Annotated in this window: 21 protein-coding genes; 9 read left to right on the forward strand and 12 right to left on the reverse strand. The window is 63.5% G+C overall.

Annotated elements, in window-relative coordinates; translation table 11 throughout:
- Positions 1–1,008: 1,008 nt before the first annotated feature.
- Positions 1,009–1,275 (reverse strand): isoleucyl-tRNA synthetase, encoded by a 267-nt coding sequence (locus tag AC6LJY_RS25565; protein WP_498137056.1) that lies wholly within the window; start codon positions 1,273–1,275, stop codon positions 1,009–1,011.
- Between the two features lie 127 nt (positions 1,276–1,402).
- Here AC6LJY_RS25565 and AC6LJY_RS25570 point away from each other — a divergent pair, with 127 nt between their 5' ends.
- The gene (locus AC6LJY_RS25570; protein WP_498137057.1) at positions 1,403–2,359 is read left to right on the forward strand and encodes a LysR substrate-binding domain-containing protein; all 957 of its coding nucleotides are present in this window, start codon (positions 1,403–1,405) and stop codon (positions 2,357–2,359) included.
- Positions 2,360–2,366: 7 nt separating this feature from the next.
- Here the strand turns inward: AC6LJY_RS25570 and scpC are convergent, their stop codons facing one another.
- Positions 2,367–3,884, reverse strand: coding sequence for a succinyl-CoA:acetate CoA-transferase ScpC (scpC, locus tag AC6LJY_RS25575; RefSeq protein ID WP_498137058.1), 1,518 nt, complete (start codon positions 3,882–3,884; stop codon positions 2,367–2,369).
- Between the two features lie 258 nt (positions 3,885–4,142).
- Here scpC and AC6LJY_RS25580 point away from each other — a divergent pair, with 258 nt between their 5' ends.
- Positions 4,143–5,069, forward strand: coding sequence for a LysR family transcriptional regulator (locus AC6LJY_RS25580; protein ID WP_498137059.1), 927 nt, complete (start codon positions 4,143–4,145; stop codon positions 5,067–5,069).
- Between the two features lie 227 nt (positions 5,070–5,296).
- Positions 5,297–7,714, forward strand: a complete 2,418-nt coding sequence (locus AC6LJY_RS25585) for a DUF3772 domain-containing protein (protein ID WP_498137060.1) — start codon at positions 5,297–5,299, stop codon at positions 7,712–7,714.
- 62 nt (positions 7,715–7,776) lie between these two features.
- On the opposite strand, the gene AC6LJY_RS25590 is transcribed toward AC6LJY_RS25585, so the two are convergent.
- The 3 genes from AC6LJY_RS25590 to AC6LJY_RS25600 all read right to left on the reverse strand — a co-directional run bounded on the left by AC6LJY_RS25590 (position 7,777) and on the right by AC6LJY_RS25600 (position 9,863).
- Positions 7,777–8,514, reverse strand: a complete 738-nt coding sequence (locus AC6LJY_RS25590; protein WP_143215439.1) for a hypothetical protein — start codon at positions 8,512–8,514, stop codon at positions 7,777–7,779.
- 43 nt (positions 8,515–8,557) lie between these two features.
- Positions 8,558–9,034 (reverse strand): hypothetical protein, encoded by a 477-nt coding sequence (locus AC6LJY_RS25595; protein WP_046806176.1) that lies wholly within the window; start codon positions 9,032–9,034, stop codon positions 8,558–8,560.
- 388 nt (positions 9,035–9,422) lie between these two features.
- Positions 9,423–9,863 carry a hypothetical protein gene (locus AC6LJY_RS25600; RefSeq protein WP_255444555.1) on the reverse strand — a complete coding sequence of 147 codons (441 nt, stop codon included), beginning with the start codon at positions 9,861–9,863 and terminating at the stop codon, positions 9,423–9,425.
- Positions 9,864–9,915: 52 nt separating this feature from the next.
- Here AC6LJY_RS25600 and AC6LJY_RS25605 point away from each other — a divergent pair, with 52 nt between their 5' ends.
- Entirely contained in the window at positions 9,916–10,206 is a 291-nt protein-coding gene (locus tag AC6LJY_RS25605) for an antibiotic biosynthesis monooxygenase family protein (protein ID WP_046806177.1), read from the forward strand.
- Positions 10,207–10,273: 67 nt separating this feature from the next.
- On the opposite strand, the gene AC6LJY_RS25610 is transcribed toward AC6LJY_RS25605, so the two are convergent.
- The 6 genes from AC6LJY_RS25610 to AC6LJY_RS25635 all read right to left on the reverse strand — a co-directional run bounded on the left by AC6LJY_RS25610 (position 10,274) and on the right by AC6LJY_RS25635 (position 15,454).
- A complete protein-coding gene (locus AC6LJY_RS25610; protein ID WP_104144500.1) occupies positions 10,274–10,633 on the reverse strand; it encodes a nucleotide pyrophosphohydrolase in 360 nt (119 codons plus the stop codon).
- A gap of 8 nt (positions 10,634–10,641) precedes the next feature.
- The gene (locus tag AC6LJY_RS25615; RefSeq protein ID WP_498137067.1) at positions 10,642–11,241 is read right to left on the reverse strand and encodes a 3'-5' exonuclease; all 600 of its coding nucleotides are present in this window, start codon (positions 11,239–11,241) and stop codon (positions 10,642–10,644) included.
- Between the two features lie 62 nt (positions 11,242–11,303).
- Positions 11,304–11,537 carry a DUF1653 domain-containing protein gene (locus AC6LJY_RS25620; protein WP_046806179.1) on the reverse strand — a complete coding sequence of 78 codons (234 nt, stop codon included), beginning with the start codon at positions 11,535–11,537 and terminating at the stop codon, positions 11,304–11,306.
- Positions 11,538–11,634: 97 nt separating this feature from the next.
- The gene (locus tag AC6LJY_RS25625) at positions 11,635–13,119 is read right to left on the reverse strand and encodes a PAS domain-containing protein (protein ID WP_498137061.1); all 1,485 of its coding nucleotides are present in this window, start codon (positions 13,117–13,119) and stop codon (positions 11,635–11,637) included.
- A gap of 515 nt (positions 13,120–13,634) precedes the next feature.
- On the reverse strand, positions 13,635–14,345 hold the full coding sequence (locus AC6LJY_RS25630; protein WP_314356006.1) for a glutathione S-transferase family protein: 711 nt from the start codon (positions 14,343–14,345) through the stop codon (positions 13,635–13,637).
- Between the two features lie 26 nt (positions 14,346–14,371).
- On the reverse strand, positions 14,372–15,454 hold the full coding sequence (locus AC6LJY_RS25635) for a GlxA family transcriptional regulator (protein ID WP_046806182.1): 1,083 nt from the start codon (positions 15,452–15,454) through the stop codon (positions 14,372–14,374).
- 145 nt (positions 15,455–15,599) lie between these two features.
- Between AC6LJY_RS25635 and AC6LJY_RS25640 the strand changes: the two genes are divergently transcribed.
- The 5 genes from AC6LJY_RS25640 to AC6LJY_RS25660 are packed head-to-tail and all read left to right on the forward strand — an operon-like array spanning position 15,600 to position 20,434.
- Positions 15,600–16,652: an ABC transporter substrate-binding protein gene (locus tag AC6LJY_RS25640; RefSeq protein ID WP_120156579.1), complete on the forward strand. Its 1,053-nt coding sequence runs from the start codon at positions 15,600–15,602 to the stop codon at positions 16,650–16,652.
- Between the two features lie 13 nt (positions 16,653–16,665).
- Positions 16,666–17,718, forward strand: coding sequence for an ABC transporter ATP-binding protein (locus AC6LJY_RS25645; protein ID WP_498137062.1), 1,053 nt, complete (start codon positions 16,666–16,668; stop codon positions 17,716–17,718).
- Complete coding sequence (locus AC6LJY_RS25650) at positions 17,715–18,581, forward strand: ABC transporter permease (RefSeq protein WP_120156581.1); 867 nt, start codon at positions 17,715–17,717, stop codon at positions 18,579–18,581. The genes AC6LJY_RS25645 and AC6LJY_RS25650 overlap by 4 nt, the downstream gene beginning before the upstream one ends.
- Entirely contained in the window at positions 18,578–19,369 is a 792-nt protein-coding gene (locus AC6LJY_RS25655; protein ID WP_498137063.1) for an ABC transporter permease, read from the forward strand. Before AC6LJY_RS25650 ends, AC6LJY_RS25655 begins: the two co-directional genes overlap by 4 nt.
- 51 nt (positions 19,370–19,420) lie before the next feature.
- Positions 19,421–20,434, forward strand: a complete 1,014-nt coding sequence (locus AC6LJY_RS25660; RefSeq protein ID WP_104144506.1) for a proline racemase family protein — start codon at positions 19,421–19,423, stop codon at positions 20,432–20,434.
- 89 nt (positions 20,435–20,523) lie between these two features.
- Here AC6LJY_RS25660 and AC6LJY_RS25665 read toward each other — a convergent pair whose 3' ends face one another.
- A complete protein-coding gene (locus AC6LJY_RS25665) occupies positions 20,524–22,122 on the reverse strand; it encodes a GMC family oxidoreductase (protein WP_104144507.1) in 1,599 nt (532 codons plus the stop codon).
- Between the last annotated feature and the right edge of the window lie 8 nt (positions 22,123–22,130).

The following is a 22,130-nucleotide window of genomic DNA, read 5'->3' on the forward strand; positions in this document are numbered from 1 at the left end:
ATTCTTGGTCCGAATAAATCCGAACCAGGTCATACGTCGCTACTCAAAGGAAGTGAGGTATGTTCTTAAACTTGACGTCTAAGGTACTTCACTTCTAGTGAGCACTTGATTTCATTGTGCTTGTGAAGCAAGCCAAGGTTTAACCCCAGACTTAAATCACAGTGCATCGCATCAAGCGCCCACACTTATCGGTTGTTTAATTGTTAAAGAGCGGTACTGCAAATTCGGTACTACAAACTGCTTACTGCTACCTGCTGATCCTGCTAGCGCTGCGCGGCTTTTGCCTTGCGTCGCTTGCTGTTTTCAGCAGCAGAGAGGCGAGATTATGAAGAAATTTTTATCGCTTGTCAAGTCAGCTTCGTTCGCTTTCGCGCCACCGCTTTCTTGCCTGCGACCTCCTCAGGTCTGCTCTCTTTAGCAGCTATCGAAACATCAGAACACCCATCCGGGTAAACCCTAAGTTTTCAGCAACTGCCAAGCCTGAAACTATAACACGACTTTTGCAGATTATGCAACCGGCTCTTGCCTAATTTGCATCCTATCTTGCAACCCCGCCACCGGCTTTCGCTAGGGCGACTCTGGAAACCAGAGGTCGGTTACCACTCAGGTGGCTCGCGATTTCGATCCGGGTAAACCCTTACTCGTCATCACCAGCCAAGCCCAAGACTATAGCACGATTTTTGCAGATTGTGCAACCGGCTTTTGCCTGATTTGCACCCTTCCTTGCAATCCCACCTGACTGCCATCGCTGGCTGCTTGGCGGCGGGCCGGAGCCCGTCGTACTGCTACTGCTTGGCTTCGCCGTTCAAAAATGTCTGAACTGCGAAGGAGCGAGACTATAGCACAAGTTTCGGGCCTGTCATGAAGGAGACTCAAACGTCGACGCATAGGGTGCGCCGGCCGGGGCTACCTCCTGCCTCTTTATATATAGAGGACACCCCTCGACGCCCCGCCCCCCCTATATATATAGCGACAAAGCGTGGTCATGCTTATCGCCGGTGGAGACGTCTACCAGCGCAGATAATCCACGTTGCGCAGGCGGGCCAGTTCGCGGTGCACGGTGGTTTCGTGAACCAGCCACTCCGGTACGCCGACGTCTTGCATGATGCGAGGGTCCATGTCGGCGGCCACGTTACGCATGCGAGACTGCACGCGCCACAAGCGGAATGCCGCCCACAGCAGCGGCACCAACCCGGCGCCTGCCTGAAAGCTCGGGTGCCCGCCGGACGCGGTAGCCGGGAATGACGGTGAAACAGGTGAAAGTTGGGCAGACATGACCGTCTCCTTATTGCGTTTGACGATTCGGTAAGCGTAGCCGCCCAAATACCCGATGAAAATCCAATTGTTTTCGGCCTATTGGTCAGTTACGCTAACCACCCGATCAATGCCCGAACATTCCGCCATGCGCCTCCCGCTCAACACCCTGCCCGCTTTTAGGGCCGTTGCCGAATTGCAGAACCTGCGCGCCGCCGCCGAGCGCCTGCATTTGACGCACAGCGCGGTCAGCCAGCAAATCAAGGGATTGGAAGAGCAACTGGGTTTCGCGCTGTTTGAGCGCAGCGGACGCGGCATTGTCTTGAATAGCGCCGGCGCGGCGTTGTTGTGCAGCGTACAGAGCGCGCTGGCCCTGCTGGACGAAGGCGTCATGGCGGCCGCCGCGTCGGCTACCGGTAGTGAACAACGGCTGCGCGTGTCGGTACTGCCGTCATTCGCTCAGCGTTGGCTATTGCCGCGCATGGCGCGTTGGCGTGCGCGCCATCCGGGCGTGTCGCTTGAGATCGAGACGTCCCAGCAGGTGGTCGATCTGGTTCGGGACGGATTTCATGCGGCCCTGCGATTTGGCCGCGGACCGTGGGCGGGCGTGGAGTCCGAACCGTTGTTCGACATGCCGTTGCCCTTGATCGCCTTGGCGTCGCCAGAAACCGCCGCGTCGCTGGAAGACGACACGGCGCAAACGCTGGCCCGCCAGCCGTTGCTGGGCGAGCGGGAAATGTGGCAACACTGGTTCAACGCGGCGGGTCTGCGCACGCTCGTTACGCCCGTCGCCACGTTCAACGACGCCGGCATGATGTTGCAGGCCGCCGAACAAGGGCTGGGCATCACTCTTGGCCGCGAGCTACTCGCGGCAGATGCGCTTTGCGCGGGACGGCTCGTGCGCGTGTCGCCCATGCGCGTGCACTATGAGCAGGCGCAGACCTACCACTTGGTTTATCCGCCAAGCCTGCGCGAGTGGGCGCCGCTTGTCGCGTTGAAACAGTGGCTGCACGAAGAGCTGGAGCTGTCCCGCTGCGCGCTGGTGACGCCTTCGTCCGACACCGACACGGACACGGGCACGGACGCGGGGCCAGACCACCAGTGACGCCGGCTTAAGCAGCTTTGCGCGTCGCCGGTTTGTCAGCCTGCATCGAGTCCGTTTCGTTGAAACGCTGGTGCCACGAAAAGGCCTCTTCCAGCAGATGCGGGGTTTGGCCGCCGCGCTGGCAAGCGCGATCAAAATAATCCTGCGATGCCGCACGGTAGGACGGGTGCACGCAATTCTGGATAATGACGCGGGCGCGTTCACGCGGCGCCAAACCGCGCAGGTCGGCCAGGCCGCATTCCGTAACCAGCACGTCGACATCGTGCTCGGTATGGTCCACATGGGACACCATGGGCACCACGCTTGAGATATCGCCGCCCTTGGCCATCGACTTGGACACAAAGATGGCCAAGTGCGCGTTGCGCGCGAAATCGCCCGAGCCTCCGATGCCGTTCATCATGTGCGTACCGCCGACGTGCGTGGAATTCACGTTGCCGTAAATATCGAATTCCAATGCCGTATTGATGGCGATAATGCCCAACCGACGAACGATCTCGGGCGCATTGCTGATCTCTTGCGGGCGCAGCACGATGCGTTCGCGGTAATGCTCCAGGTTTGCCAAGATCTTGTCGTACACCGGTTTGGACACGGTAATGGACGAGGCCGACGCAAACGCCAGCTTGCCCTGATCCAGCAACTCGATGGCGCTGTCTTGCAGCACTTCCGAGTACATCGTCAGCGCCTCGAAGTCCGATGATTCAAACCCGTGCAGCACGGCGTTGGCGATGGTGCCGATGCCGGCCTGCAACGGCAACAACGCATTGGTCAGGCGGCCGGCGTCGACTTCACCGCGCAGGAACGTATTGATATGCCCGGCGATGGCATTGGTTTCGTCGTCCGGCGGCAAGGCGTTGGATGGGCTGTCCGGCTCGTGTGTGATCACGATGGCGGCGATCTTGTCCGGGTCCACCTGGATGAACGGCTGGCCGATACGTTGATCGGCGGTCACCAGGCCGATGGGCTGGCGCGCGGGGCGGTCGGCGGGCACGTAGATGTCGTGCAGCCCTTCGATGGCAGCAGGGATACCCAGATTCAATTCGATGATGATCTGGTCGGCCTGCTGCGCGAACGACGCCGAATTGCCCACCGACATCGTCGGCACGATGGCGCCCGTTTCCGTAATGGCGGCCGCTTCGATAATCGCCACGTTGATCGGTCCAATATGGCCGGCTCGCAATTGCTCGACCGTTTCGGACAGATGCTGATCGATAAAGGCAATATCGCCCTGATTGATCTTGCGCCGCAACGTGGTGTCGACCTGGAACGGCATGCGGCGCGACAACACGTTTGCCTGGGCCAGCATCTTGTCGGTGTCATGCCCCAACGACGCACCCGTGATCAAGGTGATCGACAGCGGCTCGTGTTCGGCGCGGCTGGCCAGCGCGGCCGGCACGGACTTACAGTCGCCCGCACGCGTGAAACCGCTCATTCCGACGGTCATGCCGTCCTTGATCAGCAATGCCGCCTGGTCGGCGGACGTGATCCGGGCAAGCAGCCCGGGATGGCGAATACGGTCGGAATGCATGGTGTCTCCACATTTAAAGGCCAACGGCTTGCGGCCGGACGCAACCATGACGGCCTTGCGCGTCCGGGCGCCGTCTGACGCGGCGTTTCCCGATATCCCGGCACAGACACAGGCACATTGCCGCCGTCCGGGACGAATTTTTCGCAGTATAGGAAGGCGCGTTGAAATCTCGTAATGACTTAAAATCATCCAAATCAGTCGTTTTTTTCATCGTTTTAATGGTCATTGCGCCCACGAGCGCACCGGGAGCCTGCCGCCATGGACGCGCGCGCATTGCGGTATTTCGTTGAAACGGTCAGGCACGCCAGCTTCACGCAAGCGGCCAAGACGCTGTTCGTGACGCAATCCACCGTCAGCAAAATGATCCGCCAGCTGGAAGAAGAAGCGGGCACGCCGCTGCTCATTCGCGATGGGCACACCGCCCGGCCCACCGATACCGGGCGCGTGATGTACCTGCGCGGTTTGCAGGTGCTGGAGACCATGCGCCAACTGACCGAAGAACTGCGCCAGACCGCCGACGTGCGGCGGGGCGCGCTGGAAGTGGGTATTCCGCCGATGATCAACTTGCTGTTCACGCCGGTGGTCAAGCGCTTCCGAGAACTGCATCCCGGCATCCACCTGACCTTGCGCGAAGGCACCGGCCAAGCCGTCGAGGCGCTGGTCGCCAGCGGAGAACTCGAGGTAGGCGCCACCATCCTGCCCATTGCGCCCGACGGTGGGCTGGCCGCCCAGCCCTTCGGGCGCTACCCGATCTGGGTGATCGGGCCGCCAGATGCGCCCTGGGCGGGAAAGACGTCGCTGCCCCTTAGCGCCCTGCGCGACGCGCGGCTTCTGATCCCCACCGACGACTTCGCCATCACGCGTCGGCTGCGCCAGGCGTTTGCCGACGCGGGTTTTCAGCCCGGCATCGCCGCCCAAAGCGCGCACTGGGACTTTCTGGTGGCAATGGCGTCGGCCGGGCTTGGCGTGGCGCTGCTGCCTGAACCGCTGATGCAGCGCATCAAGACGCGCGGGCTCAGCACCGCCAAGTTGGCCAAGTCCGGCATGCAATGGGAGGTGGGCCATATCTGGTTGCGGTCCGGCTACCTGTCGTTCGCCGCGCGCGCCTGGCTGGAGGTGTGCGACGCGGTGTTGGGCAAGCCCAGAAAGCCCGGCACGAGGGGGCCGGTGCCGCGGGCCGATTGAATCCAAACGTTGGCCTGGTAAACAGGATTTTCGAAGGCGCCTGGGCTAGCGGCGGTGTCCAGGCCTTTCCGGCGGAATCCGGCCCTATTTATCCGGCGGGCAGAAGACTGACTTGCCACGCGGCAAAAGGAATTTTGAACCGGGGACACAGCACTATTTTTGTTGCAACGGCGGGGCTCGCGGCTTGTTATGCTGCCGCCTCGACGCGAGTGATTCGCCCCCGGAATATGACCCCCATCGCCTCCCCTTTTTTCCCCAGCCTGCGCCACGGGCGCATGCGCGCGTTCGCCGCCTTTCTCGCCGCGATACTGCTGTCGCTGTGCTTGATGCCCGCCTTCGCGGCGCCGCCGCCCAACCCTACTGAAACCGAGGCGGTGCTGGCGGCGGCTCGCAAGCAGATCGACGACATCCGCAAGCGTTTTACGGACGAGACCGACGACGCCGCCCTGGTCAAGCAACGCGGCGACGCGCTGGACATCCAGTCCAAGGCCGATGCGGCTACCGAAGCGCTGACCCCGCAACTGGCCAGCGTGACCGCCAGGCTGAGCGAGCTGGGCGCTCCGCCCGACGGCGCAAAAGAAGCGCCCGACGTGGCGGCGCAGCGCGCGCAACTGGAAAAGAACAGCCGCGCCCTGGACGCGCAGCTGAAGCTGGCCCGGCTGCTGTCCGTGGACGCCGGCCAAACCGCCGAACAGATTTCGGCGCAGCGGCGAACCCAATTCCAGGCGCGCATGGGCGAGCGCCGCGATTCCTTCCTGTCGAGCCAGTTCTGGACGGAATTCCGTTCCGAATTTCCGCGCGATCTGGAACGCCTGGAAGCCTTGGGTGACGACCTGTCCACGGCCATCGGACAGACACCGAAATGGGGCTGGCTGCTGCTGATTGCCATGGCCGCGCTGGTGATCGCACTTCGAATCTGGATCGGCCGCCTGATCCTCAAGCTGACCGCGACGCGCGTGCCGCCAGGCCGCCTGCGCCGCTCGTTCCTGGCCGTGGCGCAGGTGATGTTGTCGGTGGCGACGCCGGGCGTCATCGCCCTGCTGATCCATACCGGCCTGGACTGGAATTCGCAGCTGTCCGACAACACGGCCGCGCTGTTGGCCACGCTGGTAGCCACGGTCTGTTTCGGCGGCTACGTGTCGGGCCTGGGCAACGCGCTGCTGTCGCGCAACCGGCCGTCGTGGCGCTTGCCGCCTATCCATGACCTGGTCGCCGCGCGCTTGCACTGGCTGCCCAATCTGCTGGGCACGCTGGTCGTCATGATCTGGCTGGCCGAGCGCCTGCCCGTTTTGCTTAACGCCAGCCTGACGACGACCATCACGCTGACCGGCATCGTGGCCGTGTTGATCATGGCGACCATGAGCACGGTGCTGGCCATCGGCCGGCGCTTGCGGCGCAAGATCGTTCAGGAAAACGAGGCGCCCGCGCCCTTCTGGGTGTCGCTGTTGCTTGGCGCGGTCTGGGCCGTGCTGATCCTGGGCATGGCCAGCCTGCTGGCCGGCTACGTGGCCTTTGGCGCGTTCCTGGCCAAACAGGTGCTGTGGATCCTGATCGTGATGGCGTCCGCTTATCTGCTGTCGACACTGATCGAAGACGGTTTCAGCACGCTGCTGGGCACGTCCCACCGGGACGGCGAACGCGAAGGTCCCAGCCTGCGCGACCAGGCGGCCGTATTGCTGTCCGGCGTGGGCCGCGTGGTGGTGGGCCTGCTTGCCATCATCCTGCTGCTGGCACCGTTTGGCGAAGGCCCGATGGACCTGCTCCAGCGCTTTGACCAGCTGCGCAAAGGACTGGCGATCGGAGAAGCGCAGATCCGGCCTGGCGCTGTCTTGCAGGCGCTGATGGTGCTGGCCTTGTCACTGCTTAGCGTCAAGGTGCTTAAGCGTTGGCTGTCCAACCGTTATCTGCCCACTACCGAGCTGGACCCGGGGATGCAGCTGTCGGCGGCCACCTTGTTCGGCTATGCGGGCTTTGTGATCTCGTTCGCCCTGTCGCTGTCCGCTGCCGGCATCGGCCTGGAACGCGTCGCGTGGATTGCCAGCGCGCTGTCCGTGGGTATCGGTTTTGGCCTGCAAGCCGTGGTGCAGAACTTTGTGTCCGGCCTGATCCTGCTGGCGGAGCGCCCGGTCAAGGTGGGCGATTGGGTGTCGTTGGGCGGGGTCGAAGGCGACATCCTGCGCATCAACGTGCGCGCCACGGAAATCCAGATGGGCGACCGGTCCACCGTGATCGTTCCGAACTCGGAGTTCGTGACCAAGACGGTGCGCAACGTGACGCGGTCCAATCCGCTTGGATTGGTGCAGATCAAGCTGCCCCTGCCGCTGTCAACCGATGCGGAGGCCGTGCGCGAACTGATGCTGCAAGCCTTTGCCGACCACGAAGATGTGCTGGACACCCCGGCTCCCAATGTATTTTTGGATGGCCTGGAAAATGGCCATCTGATCTTTAACGCCAAGGGCTACGTATCGTCGCCGCGCGCGGCCTACGGCGTACGCAGCGCCTTGCTGTTCACCGTTCTGAAGCGTCTGCACGATGCGGGCCTGGAGGTCTCGTCGCCGCCCACCATGCTGCTGGCATCGGCGCCCCCTGGCCCGCTGAACCCGCCCGAACCCACCGCAGCCGTGGCGCCCCCGCCCTCAGCGTAGGCGCCAGCCGGTTCATCGCGACCGGCCCCGGTTCAAGCCCGGCCATCCCAGTTCATCCCAGTTCATCCCGGCGAATACAGGTCGGCGAAGCGCTGGCGCTCCAGGCGCGGATTGCGCAGCGGCGGCGAGGCCAGCGCGGTGGTTTGCGCGGTTTGCACCGGCACCGCTTGCAAGGCGGCGGTGGTCGCAAGCGGGCGTAATTGCGCCTGGGGTTGCGAGGGTGCGGCCAAAGCGCCGGCGGGCTGCGTCCCCACAGCGGGCGCTCCGGCGGTCGCCGTGGTCGGGGCAGCCTGTGCGACCGCCGTCGTGTCAAAGCGGTGATCGGCCGTCGTCAAGGCGGGATTGGTGCACAAGCCTTGCGCCACCAAGGCCGCCTTGGTGCGGTCGTCGGTCTGGCACAGGATGTCGATAGCGGCCGTTTCCAGCCGCCGTGAACGATCGGCGTCCTTGGTCGACGCGGCGGCCTGCATGGTGCGTTCAAAATTACGCCGCAAGCTGCACTTCTGGTCTTCGATCGGAATGGCCACGTTCATGCCGAAGCCCACCACGGACCCGCCGCCACCGGCGGACACCATGCAGCTATCGGACGAAAACGAACCATAAAAACTCTGGCCGCCAACCGGGGGCACCGTCTTCACGGTGCTGGATCCGCTGTTGTTCGAGTTCAGCGTAATGCCCTGGTTGTTGCCGGCGTTGGTTGCCCCCGACGATGCAGACGTCGTGGAACTTGAATTGCTGGTCTGTGCAACGGCCGAGCCGGCTGCAAGCGACAGCGTGATGGCAAACACGATTTTCTTCATGATGTCCCCTCGACCGGACGGCCGTAGCCGTCCGGAAAATCGGTCAGCGATTGAACCCGCCAACGTGACCCATCGACCCCACACCACCAATCGCCCCGAATGCGCCGATGTTGGCGGACGCGAAGGTGCCGGAGGCCGTTGCCTTGGTTTCCGTGTTCCCGAACGAGGCGCCGCCGTTGGCGATGCTGTCGCCCACCATGATCGGCGCGTTGCCCGAAATGTGGCCGTAGGATTCGCTGGTGGCATATTGCCGCGTGCTAGTCACCACCGTGGTGCCGTCCCGATTGAACGTTCCGCCAACTTGCGCCACGCCGCCCGTTTCGCCAAACGAGGTCTGGCTGGACGAGCCATAGCCGTTGACCTGGGTGGCCACGACGGAACTGCCGGTCGAGATGGATGAAGCCGTGCCATTGATCGTGCCGGCGTGGCCGGTGATCGACACGGAAGGCATGTTTGGACCGCTGGCATACGCGGATGCGGCAAACAATGACAGCGCTGCGACGACTGCGAGCTTTTTCATTTGAGCTCCTCCTGATCCGTTTCATACGGATGCTCAGGTGCCGGTGGCCTACCGGCGCGGACCCCTACGTCATGCCGGGCGCCTGACTGAAATGTTGGGCGTGGGACTTTCGTATTGGTACGGAATGATTGCTCCGTCCTAGGCTCGTCGATATCGGCTAAACGGGCGACCGGTTCCGTAAGGATGCAGTCAAAGGCAGGTAGCGGGCCGCACGAATGGCGTGCCAACCGGCATCACGCCGTGCGTATGGCCGATGAAAGTCGCAGGCGCGTGCCGTGTCCGCAGGCCGACCTTCAACTCTAAGGATGGCTTGGCGCGCGGTCGGCTCGGACAAGGGGCCTACCGCGCACGCCGGGGATGAGCGAGCGAGTGACCTTTAGGCTTACTGTCAGCCTTGCGACAAGCTGACAATGCGCAGCAATTGTGCCGACTCGCGGCGCGCCAACCACAGGTCGCCGGCCACCAGCAGCAACAGGAAGCCGCACTCGGCAAGGTCCAGGTCGGACACGAGGTGGTAGCTGACCAGCAGTGCGATGCCCGACAAACCGGCCAGCCAGGCGGGCCAGGGCGACAGCAAGCTGTCGCTGTTGGCGGACGTGCCGCGCCGGACGCAAAGCCACGCCATCAGGGGCAAGAAAAGCATCGACAGGGGAATGTAGACGGCGATGGCCGACAGCAAGACCGCTACGCTGAACTGTGTGTGCAGTGACAGGGCCATCAGCGCAACGGCGCCGATGCCCACATACCAGAACAGGCGCAGGGTAATGAGACGAGTCAGGACGGCGGCTCGGGAATTCATGAACAGGCTAAGCAAGAAATTTTCAGCCATACTACTCCGGCCGGCCGGTGCTTACCCGGCCCCATTTATTTGGAGACTCGTCATGATCCAGGAAATTGCCAGCATCCACGTTCGCGAGGGCCAGGAAGCGCTGTTCGAAGCGGGCGTCGCGCAGGCCAAGCCGCTGTTCCTGCGCGCGCGCGGATGCCACGGCATGGAACTGCACCGCAGCATCGAGCAGCCGCAGCGCTACACGCTGGTGGTGGCCTGGGAAACGGTTGAAAACCACATGGTCGATTTCCGCGAATCGCCCGACTTCCAGGAATGGCGCAAACTGGTGGCGGGGTTCTTCGTCGAGCCGCCCGTGGTGCATCATGAACAGCAGGTGATCTGACCGCCCGGCGCCTGATGTCTGGGCGCCAGGCGTCAGGGGTCAGGGGTCGGGGGTCAGGCATTAGGCATTACGCTTCGCCAGGCGGATCGTCGTATTTGCGGGCGCTGCCCGCGAACCGGTCCGCCGGATATTTCTCAGCGTTTTTCACCATCTTGCGCGCCACGGCATCGGCAATGTCGATGCCTAATTGATCCGCCAGCGCCACCAGGTACATCTGCACATCGGCGATCTCGTCGGCAGCGTGCGCCAACTGCGCCGGCGTCATCTCGCGCGACTGGGCCTCGGTCAGCCACTGGAACAGCGACACCAGCTCGCCCGCCTCGCCCGACAGCGCCATCGCCAGGTTCTTGGGCGAATGGAAAGGTTGCCAGGCCCGCTCGGCCGTGAAGGCCCGCAGCGCCAGCTTGATATCTTGCAGATCCGACATCTTCGTTCCTACGCCGTGGCCAGCCGCGCATTGGCCGCCAGCGCCACCGCGACCGTGGTGCGCACATCAGCCAGCGCCCGGTGGGTAGGGATGGACGCACCCACGTGCCGCGCCAGGATTTCCAGTTTGTGGGAGGGCAATTCGGGCCACGCGCGGCGCGCCAACGCCAGCGTGCAATGCGTGGCATTGACGAACGGCAGGCCGGTGCGATCCGCCGTGGCGCCCAGAAAACGCCGGTCAAAAGACGCGTTGTGAAAGAACACAGGCAGGTCTTCAACGAATTCAAGAAACGACGAAAACGCCTGCATCACCGGCACGCCGTGACGGTCGACTTCGGCCTGCGTGATACCGGTCAAGCGGGTGATGAAGGACGGCACGGGCGACGACGTTCGAACCACCTGCGTGTATTCGCGCGCCAGCGTGCCGCAGGTCTCGACGCGCACGGCGGCAAATTCCAGGATCTCGCACGTAGCGGTCGACAGGCCGGTGGTTTCCAGGTCGGCCACGATGAATGGCCCCCGCAGCGCTTGAAGCGCCGAGGCCAAGGCCGCCGAAGCCTGCGTCTTGGCGGGCGTTCTTGCCGGCGTTTTGCCGGCAGGTCCGGCCAATGCATCGGTCGATGTCGTCAGCGCGGGCGACACCCCCGTGCGTGCGCGGCGATAAAAGAACGTCACGGCGTCACGGTCGTTGTAGCCAAGGGCGCAAAACGGGGCGATCCATCGGCCAACTGGCCAAAAAACAGCGAAGCCGGCCGCACCCACAGGCCGCGCTCGTGAGGCCACAGGTGTTCGTACACCACCATCGACTCTTCGGTTTCGGAATGTCGGGCCGTGCCCACATAACGGTAAAGGCCGCCCTTGTAGTGGCGGTGAGAGGCAAGAGCCAGGGCTTCGGATTCAGTCATGGACGGTGGCCGCAAAAAAATCGACCTGGGCGGGAATGCTCCGGCCCAGGCCTGGGATTCAAACAATACCGTCTTTATAGCGCAATCGGCGCCGGCTTCAGTACCGCACGTACTCCAAGACGGGCGCCGGCGGCAACGCCGTATTGGCCGCGGGCCGGGCGCGCAACGCGGCGGTCACCGGTTTGACCACGCCCGCGGGCTGACGGCTAGCCCGCGCCGCCTGCGCGTCAGCGCTGGCCTGCGTCGCGCGCAAGGTCTGTTCGGCGTCGGCCGTCATCTGCGTGATGTCTTGCGTGACACCGCCCAGCTTGGCCGACTGCGCCAGTGACACATTGACCACCTCAGCCATGATTTCCGTCACGCGGCGCGACGACGCCACAATGTCCTCCATGGTGACCCCGGCGGATTGGACCTGCCCCGCGCCGCTTTCGATCTGTTCAACCGACGTGGTGATCAAGCCCTTGATTTCCTTGGCGGCTGCCGCGCTGCTCTGGGCCAGGCTGCGGACCTCGGCCGCAACCACGGCAAAGCCCTTGCCATGCGCGCCCGCGCGCGCGGCCTCTACCGCCGCGTTCAAGGCCAGGATGTTGGTTTGAAACGCAATGCCGTCCATGACGCCGATGATTTCCGATATGCGGCGCGAGCTTTCCGTGATGGCGCCCATGGTGCGCACCACGCCCTGCACGGTCTTGCCGCCCTGCTCGGCCACCTGGCTGGCGTCCAGGGCCAGCGCATTGGCCTGACTGGCGCGCTCGGCGTTTTCGGTCAGGCCCTGGACCGCCACGCGCAAGGTCTGCGCCGCGGTGAAGCGCTTGGTAATGTCGGTGGCGAATTTCACTACCTTGAAGGGGCGGCCCTCGGCGTCGAAGATGGGGTTGTAGCTGGCCTCGATCCAGACCTGGCGGCCGCCCTTGCCGATGCGCAGATACTGGCCGGTGTCATATTGGCCGCTGCGCAACTTGCACCAGAACTCTTTATAGGCGGCCCCGCGCGCTTCGTCCGGGCGCACGAACATACTGTGATGCTGGCCTTCCACTTCCGCGGCCTGATAGCCCACGGTTTTCAAGAACAGGTCATTGGCGCGGATGATGGTGCCGTCAAGTTCAAATTCAATAATCGCCTGCACTTTCGAAATCGCGGCCAACTGCCCTTCGGTATCCGCTTGCCGTTGTTGCTGGTCGGTAATGTCGGTGGCGTATTTCACGACCTTGAGCGGCCGTCCGCGCTTATCGAAAATGGGGTTGTACGAGGCTTGCAGCCACACGTCCGTGCCGTCATGGCGCACCCGGCGATAGCGCCCGGCGTCATAGGCGCCCTGGCCCAGCTTGTGCCAGAAGGCCGCGTATTCCGCTGATTCCCGTTCTTCAGGGTCTACGAACATACCGTGATGATGTCCCACGACTTCATCCAGCGTATAACCCATCGTGTCCAGGAAGTTCTGGTTCGCCATGAGCACATGGCCCTGAAGGTCGAACTCGATTACGGCTTGCGCTTTGTGAATGGCGGATATCTGACCGTACAGGTCGGCCTTTTGCATGCCGCGATTTCCACGGAACAGCCGGCTTAATGTGATCCATTGCATAGGGTTTCTCCTGCCAAAGTGGGACGAGGTGCTGCCGATGACCAAAAGGTAATTTCAAATCAGAACCGATTGGCGCGTCCCAACCCTGCCTAGGCAATGCACGCCGCGCCGCATGCACTACCACGAATGGCCGTCGCGCCAACGGCGACGAAACCGACTAAGAAGATAAACCGTTCAGAATGTATCTAGTCGAAAATATTAATCCTATAAATGTACGTTTCTCCACCTTTTGGCTCGTTCAACGAAAAAAAATCGCGTTATTCGATAATCCTGCGGGTTTCTATGTTGGTATAAACCCGGTGCAACCGGAGTTACCACGTGGGCACATTGCGGTTTCTGACAATTAACTAAAAAGGGCCGACTCCATATATGGAACCGGCCCTTTTATTAATATCGAAAACGTCATTCGGATCTATCCGTCCCTTATAAAATACTGTCCGGTTTGTCACTTAATATCGACCATCCGCAAGCCGTTAATCTCTCCTGCTTTTGTCTCTGGCGCGTCGTGCAAACGATCAGGCTGCGTCCAACTCGCGATACTGGCGGAATATGCATTCGCCAAAGGGCAGCCGCCTGCCACTGGAAAAGTAGGGCTGCAATGCGGGCAGCGCCGCAACGCGCGCATGCAGCGCCATCACATTCGGATAATTCGACGCCACCGTCCCCATGCGCTTCGGAAAGGCGTAGAGCAAGCCATCAACCAGATGAAACAGCGATAGGTCCACGTAGGTCCAGCGGTCTTCGCCCGCCAACCATGCCTTCGGCCCGGCCAATACGCGCTCGAAATAGGACAGGAACTTCGGAATGCGCTCTTCCCGGAAAGTCCGGGCGCGCCGCGCGGCCTCTTCTTTTTGGTCTTCGTAGTAATCGTTGGCCGAAATGGGATGGTGGGTGTCGTGTGCCTCGGTCACCATATCGGCGATGGTCAGCTGCAATTGATTGACCCATAACCGCCCTTCCAGCGACTCGGGCGCCAGGCCGTGCTCTTCACCCAGGAACAGCAGGATATTTGCAGTCTGACCCAGCGTCATCTCGCCCGCCACCAGATAAGGCGGCGCAAACGGAGGATGCGGACGCGGCGTGCGCATGTCTTCGATCAACGCATCGTCCGAGGCGCCCGGCTCGCGCGCCCGCTCGCGATAAGGTATGGCGCCCGCTTCCAGCGCCAGGCGCACGAATTCACCGCGTCCGGGAATGGTTTCCCAATACCAAAGGTCGTAGGTCATGCCGTCTCCTTGCGTCGGGGGCAGGCTCAGGCGGGCAAGGCGTCGACGCTGTCTTCCTGCCCTTGGGGTTGCAGGCCTTGGGCCTGTTGATACTGGCGCGGCGATACGCCAAAGTGCGCGCGGAAATCACGCGAGAAATGCGCGCCGTCTGCAAATCCGCAGTCCAACGCAATCTGCGTAATGCTGCAAGGATTATTCAGCAACAACCAGCTTCCATATTCCAGCCGCAGTTGCCGCTGGAACGCCATCGGGGATTTTCCTGTCGCCTGCCGGAACGCGCGCTCCAGTTGCCGTCGCCCCACACCGACATAGCGGGCAATGGCGTCCAGCGGCGGGGGATTGTCGATGCGCTGCTCGATAAAGTGCGCAGCCTGGCGCACGCGCAGGTCCTGGATGCCGGACAAGTCGGTGCGGAAATGCGCCTGCGGCACCCGGCCGGGGCGCACACCTTGCAGCATCATGTGCCGCATTGCCTGCTGGGCCTTGTCCCGCCCGCAATGCCGGGCCACCAGATACAGCGCCAGATCGATGGCGGCCGTAGAACCGGCGCAGGAAATCAGGTCGCCCTCGTCCACGAACAGGCGGTCCACGACCGCGCGCGTTTGCGGAAAGCGCGCACGGAAAGCATCCAGCACATTCCAATGCACGCAGACCGTGCGCGGCCCGACTACGTCAGCCTGCGCCAGGGCGAACGTTCCGGTGCAGATGCCCAGAAGGCGCACCCGCCTTGCCGCCGCCAGCCGCAGCCAGTCGCGTAGCGGTTCCGGCATGCGGCCATTGATGTAGTCGTTGCCGCCGCACACGGCGACGTAGTCGAATTCGGCGGGGTCGGCCGGCAAGCCGTCGGCAACATCGATCGTCAGCCCGGCGCTGGCGCGGCGCGGTTTGCCGTCCCAGCTCATGACACGCCACGAGGTATGGATCTGACGACTGCGGCCGCCGTGGTCGCCCGCCAGGCGCAAAACATCCACCAGGCCGGCGAAAGCGGCCAGCGTGAACTGGTCCATCAACACGATGCCGACGTTCAATGCGGGTTTTTCCCGAGGCAGCGCGTCGTGGGCGTCGTCATAGGAGGGCGACTCGGCGGCGGGGTTTTCAGTGGCGGTCATGACGCAATTATTCAAGTTTTTGTCCCGCGCCTTCAAGCTCGTTTTCCCGCGCATCGCCCAAGATGCATCCATGGCAATGTCGGCAAGCGCCTCATTGGGCTCAGACTTCCGGAACATGCCAACAAATCGACAAGGGGAATCCACGATGGCAACACTTACCCGCAGCGCTTTGGCCGCCGCCCTGATGGGCGCCGGCCTCTTGATGGCCGGCCCCGCCGGCGCGCAGCAGCAGAAGATCACCGTCGCCTGGTACGGCGGCAACTGGGGCGATGCGTTTCGCGCTTGCGTGGCCGAGCCCTACACCAAGGCCACGGGCGTCACAGTGGTGCCTGAAGTGGGCACGTCGACAACCACCCTGGCCAAGCTGCAACAGCAAAAGAACGCGCCAACGATCGACGTGGCGTGGATGGACGGCGGCATCAGCGAACTGGCCGCGCAGGCCGGCGTGCTGGACACGCTGGACCCGGCCACCATTCCCAATCTGAAAAATGTGATCGACCAGGGCGTCTATCGCAATGGCGACGCGGCCTACGCGGTCAGCACCGGCTATTACTCGCTGGGCATCACCTACAACACCAAGGAAGTGCGCGAGGCCCCAACCAGCTGGAAGGACTTGTGGAAGCCCGAGTACGCCGGCGCCGTGGCCGTGCCGTCCCCCGCCAACTCTTCCGGCGTGCCGTTCGTGTTCTTCCTGGCGCGCGTCTGGGCGATAGACCCGTCCAACCTGGCGCCGCTCTACACCAAGCTGGCCTCGCTGGACACCGCGCTGTTCTTTGATAGCTCGGGCGCCGCCAGCAACGCCTACCAAAGTGGCGAGGCCATCATCGGCGCGCACTTCAACGTGGGCGCCTGGGACTTGATCGACAAGGGCCTGCCCATCGGCTTTGCCGTACCCAAGGAAGGCGCGTGGGCCACCGACGCCCGCCTGCATCTGGTCAAGGGCGCGCCCAACGCGGCGGCCGCCAAGAAGTTCATCGACACCGCACTGACGCCCGACGCCGCCGCCTGCCTGGCCACGCGCCTGTACCTGGGCCCGGCCGTCAAGGGCGTGCAGGTACCGCCGGACGTGGCCCGCAAGCTGCCGTGGGGCGCCGAAGGTTCCGTCAAGAACCTGAGCCTGTTCGACTGGAACCTGATCAACAGCCGCCGCGCGGAAGTCACCGACGCGTGGAACCGCCAAGTCGCTCGCAAGCGCTAGGCCGGGGTCGACCATGTCTGCGTTGCTTTCCATCGAAGGCGTGTCGATGCGCTTTGGCGCCTACCAGGCGCTGGACCGTATCGACCTGGACATCCAGCAGGGGGAATTCGTGGCCCTGCTGGGGCCCAGCGGTTGCGGCAAGACCACGTTGCTGCGATCGATTGCCGGCTTTCTGACGCCGGAATCGGGCCGCATCCTGATCGACGGCCAGGACATCAGCCGCCTGGCCGCGCACCACCGCCCGCTGAATACGGTGTTCCAGAACTACGCGCTGTTTCCGCACATGACCGTGTTGGAGAACGTGGCGTACGGTCCCCGGCGCCAAGGCGCGTCCAAGAAGGACGCGGCGGATCGCGCACGCGCCGCGCTGGATATGGTGGGGCTGGCCGACTTCGGTGCGCGCTACCCGCGTGAAATGTCCGGCGGCCAACAGCAGCGCGTGGCGCTGGCGCGCGCCATTGTGAACCAGCCCAAGCTGCTGTTGCTGGACGAGCCCCTGTCGGCACTGGACCTGAAGCTGCGCAAGCGCATGCAGCTGGAACTCAAGCATCTGCAAGCCAAGCTGGGGATCGCCTTCATCTTCGTCACGCATGACCAGGAAGAAGCAATGACGATGGCGGACCGCGTCGTCGTCATGCACGCCGGGCGCATTGAGCAGGTGGGCGCGGGCACGGATATCTATCGCCGCCCCGCCACGCGATTCGTGGCGGAATTTATCGGCGACGCGAACTTCATGACGTATACCGCGGCGGGCGACGACGCGCTGCGTCTGGATACGCAAGGCGTGCTGGTGCCGCTGGCGGACCATGCCGCGCCCGCACGCGGCGTGGCGGTGCTGCGTCCGGAAGATCTGGGCCTGGCCGACGGGCAAGACGCGTGCAGGTTGACGGGCGTGGTGGCCGACGTAATCAATGTGGGCAGCCACAGCATGATCCACGTGGATGTGGGCGGGCAGACGGTCGTGGCGCGCCATAGCGGCATCGCGCCGTCGGGCTTGCTGCCGGGCACGACCGTCAGCCTGTCGTTCGCGCCCGAACAACTGCACTTGATCGGTGAACAGCCATGACGCGCCGCACCTGGCTATCGCCCGGCTTGCTGCTGGCGGCGCCCGCGCTGTTCTTCGCGGCGTTCTTCCTGGCGCCGTTGGCCGTGGTTGCGGTGGCCAGCATCACCAGTGCCGCCGCCGGCCCCGACAGCGCGGGCGGCATGACCTTGACCGCGCAGCAGTACCTGCGCGTGCTGGCTGACCAGTACCACTGGGACGTCATCCTGACGACCTTCCGGCTGGCCTTTTTCACCACGATCGTTTGCGTGATCCTGGGCTATCCGCTGGCCTGGTACCTGGTGCGCGTCGTGCGCTGGCAGGCGTGGCGGCGTTTTTGCGTGATCCTGCTGGTGGTGCCCTTGTTCACCAGCAACATCGTGCGCGCGTTTGGCTGGATGGTGCTGCTGGGCCGCAACGGGCTGGTGAACCAGGCGCTGGTGGGCGTGGGCGCGGCGGACCGGCCGGTGCGCTTCATCGGCACCGAGACCGGCATCCTGATCGGCATGGTGTACGTGCTGCTGCCCTTCGTGGTGCTGGCGGTGGGCAATGCGCTGGCGCGCGTCGACCCGGCTTGCGAGCACGCCTCGGCCGACTTGGGCGCCAGCCCCGCCGCCACCTTCCTGCACATCACGTGGCCGCTGACGCTGCCGGGTGTGGTGTCCGGCGCCATCATCGTCTTCACGCTGGCGGTCAGCGCGTATGTGACGCCGGCACTGCTGTCGGGTGGACGGATATCGGTCTTGTCCATGTTGATCTTCCAGCAATACAGCTCGGTCTTCGACTTTCATTACGGCGGCGCGCTCAGCATGGTGCTGCTGGTTTTCACCTTGATCCTGGTGGCGCTGGCCAACCGCGCCGCCACCTTGCCGGGAGCCGCGCGATGATCGCCCGCCACCTGATCCGCCTGGTCGCGCTGGCTGTGCTTGCCTACCTGGCGCTGCCGCTGGTCGTCATCCTGGGCTCGTCGTTCACGACTACGCCGTACCTGGCGTTTCCGCCGCACGGCTGGACGCTGGACTGGTATCGCACGCTGCTGGTCGAAGCCGGCTACGTGGCGGCTTTCACGACCAGCACGGTGCTGGCGCTGGCGGCCACCGTGGTGGCGGTGTTGCTGACGGTGCCGGCCGCGCTGGCGCTGGCGCGCTATGACTTCCCGGGCAAGGCGGCGATGACATCGGTGCTGATGTCGCCGCTGGTGTTGCCGCACATTGTGCTGGGCGCGGCGCTGTTGCAGTACGGCGCGTACTTTGGGTTGACGCGCAGTTTCCTGTCGCTGTTGATCGGGCACATCGTCATCATTGCGCCGTTCGTGTTGCGCTCGACGCTGACGTTGCTCACGCCCGAGCAACGCGCGCTGGAAGAGGCGTCGGCCGACCTGGGCGCCAACCCATGGACCACGTTCTTCCTGGTGGTGCTGCCGCAGATCCGGCCCGGCATCGTCACCGGTTCCATCTTCGCGTTCATCTCGTCGTGGATCAACGTGGAGCTATCCATCTTCAACACCACGGCGGACCTGAACACCATACCCGTCAAGCTATTCAACTATGTGCAGTACACGATCGATCCGACCATCGCAGCCGTATCGGGCGCCACGATTGTGGTTGCGGTGATCGCTATCGTCATTCTGGATTTGACCGTCGGATTGGACATGCTGTCCGAACGCGGCAAATAGTTTCCCCCATCCGCTTTTCCCCTTCATCCTACTTAGTCTGGAGCCACAGTCATGCGCAAGCAAGACGCGTTCGATGTCATCTATACCCATACCGAAGGCGAGCCCCTGTGCATCGTGCACAGCGGCATCCCCTACCCCGCCGGATCCACCATCCTGGAAAAGCGGGCTTTTCTGGAGCAGAACTATGACTGGTTGCGCCAGGCGCTGATGCGCGAGCCGCGCGGCCACAAGGACATGTTCGGCGTGTTCCTCACGCCGCCGTCCAGCCCGCAATTCGATGCCGGCCTCATCTATATCGACGGCACCGAGTATTCGCACATGTGCGGCCACGGCACCATTGCCGTCAGTATGGCGATGGTGGCCAACGGCCTGGTGGCGCGCGGCAAGGACGGCATCACCAAGATCCGCTTTGAAACCACGGCGGGCCTGGTCGTATCGGAAGTCGCGTCCGAAGGCGACAACGTGCTGTGGACGCGATTTGAAAACGTGCCCGCATACGTGGCCGCGCAGGACATCCCGGTGGAACTGCCCGGCTACGGCAAGCTGTCGGCCGACATCGTGTGGGGCGGCAATTACTTCGGCATCGTCGACCTGTCAGGCTGCGACCTGCGCATCTCGCCGGACAACGGCACCGAGCTGTCTCGCATGGGCCTGATCGTGCGTGACCAGTTGAACGCGCGCCACCGCATCCAGCATCCGACCGAAGCGCACATCAACAACCTGAACTTCATCACCTTCTGGCACCAGCCCACAATCGAAGGCGCGTTCTACAAGAACGTGCACGTGTTCAGCGCCGGCCAGCTGGACCGCTCGCCCGGTGGCACCGGCACCAGCGCCATGATGGCCATGTTCGAAGCGCGCGGAAAGATGGGGCTGAACCAGCCGATCAAGTCCGAAGGCTTGCTGGGAAGCGGCACGTTTGAGGGCTGCTTGTTGGGCGAAGTGGACTTGAACGGCACGCGCGCCGTGCGTCCTACCGTCAAGGGCACGGCCAGCATCCTGGGCACCGCGCGTTGGGTCATTGATCGCAACGATCCGGTCGGCGCGGGCTTTCTGATCCGTTGATCGGGTCAAGCACCGATCGTCCAGAAACCACAATGCGCACCGGGCTACCCGGCCCGGCGCGCATTGTCTCATCGTGCCGCCGTGCGCGATCACGCCGTGGCGGCGTCTTCCAGAATCAGCTCGGCGCCGCGCTCGGCCACCATCATCACGGCGGCCTGCGTGTTGCCCGACACCATCTTCGGCATCACCGATGCGTCCACCACGCGCAAGCCCGTCACCCCGTTCACGCGCAGGCGCACATCGGTGACGGCGGCGGCGTCCGACCCCATGCGGCAGGTGCCGATGGGGTGATAGATGGTTTGCCCATTGCGGCGCGCGAAGTCCAACCATTGTTCATCGCTTTGCACCGCGTCGCCGGGGCTGAGCTCGGCCTGAATATAGGGCTGCATCGCGGGTTGCCCGACAATGCGCCGTGCAACCTTCATGCCGCCCACCAAGCTGTCGCGGTCAATCTGCGCCGACAGGAAATTCGGGCGAATGGACGGGCCCGCCAAGGGGTCCGCCGACTTGATGTGTATGGTGCCGACCGATTCCGGGCGCAGCTGCGCCACACCGACCGTCATGCCCGGTTGGCGGTCCAGGATGCGTTCGGCGGCATTGGCGTAGCTGGCGTGCACAAAGAAAAACTGCACGTCAGCCGTGGGCAAATCGGGCGTGCTTTTCACGAAGCCGTGCACCAGCCCCGTGCCCAGCGTCAGGATGCCGGTGTGGCTGGTGTAATAGCGCGCCACCTGCTGCGCCAGTCGCCAGCCGCGCGACATCTCGTTCAACGTCACCGTGCCCTTCACCCGCCAATTCATGCGGGTGGCGAAGTGGTCGATGTAGTTTTCACCCACTTGCGGCTGCGCATGCACCAGCGCAATGTTGAACGATTGCAGCAAGGCGGGGTTGCCGATGCCGGACAGTTCCAGCAACTGCGGCGACTGCACCGCGCCCAGGCACAGGATGGTTTCGCGGGCGGCGCGCACGGTGTGTTCCTGTCCGTTCTTGCGGTACGTGACACCCACGCAGCGCTTGCCTTCAAACACCAGTCGCGTCACGTGCGCGCCGCATTCGACGCGCAGGTTCTTGCGCCCGGCGGCCGGCCTGAGGTAGCCGTCCACCACGCTCCAGCGGCGGCCACGGTGCTGAAGCACCTGGTAATGGCCCACGCCTTCTTGCTTGCCGCTGTTGTAGTCGGGGTTCAAGGGCTGGCCGTCTTCTTGCGCGGCGCGCAGGAACGCGTCGGACACGGGAAACCGTTCGGCCACTTCTTCCAAATGCATGGGGCCGTTCTTGCCGCGTGTCTCGCCACCGCGCTCGTAATGCTCGATCTTGCGAAACAGCCGCTCGGCCTGGGCGTAATTCCACCCGGTTGCGCCCGCGGCTTCCCAGCCGTCGTAATCCCGCGGCTGGCCGCGCACGTAGATCATGCCGTTGATCAAGGTGGAACCGCCAACGCCTTTGCCGCGCGGCACGGCGATGGTGCGGCCATAGACGTTGTCTTCGGGCTCGGTGGCAAAGCGCCAGTTGTAGTCGGGGTTCACCAGTAGCTTGGAAAAACCCGCCGGTATTGAAATCCACATGCTGCGGGCTTCCTGGCCCGCCTCCAGCATCAAGACGCGATGCTTGCCGTCGGCGCTGAGCCGGTTGGCCAGGATGCAGCCCGCCGTGCCGCCGCCCGCAATAATGAAATCGAAATCGCCCATCGTTCTAC

This window comes from Achromobacter sp. RT286_PF, assembly GCF_059760425.1.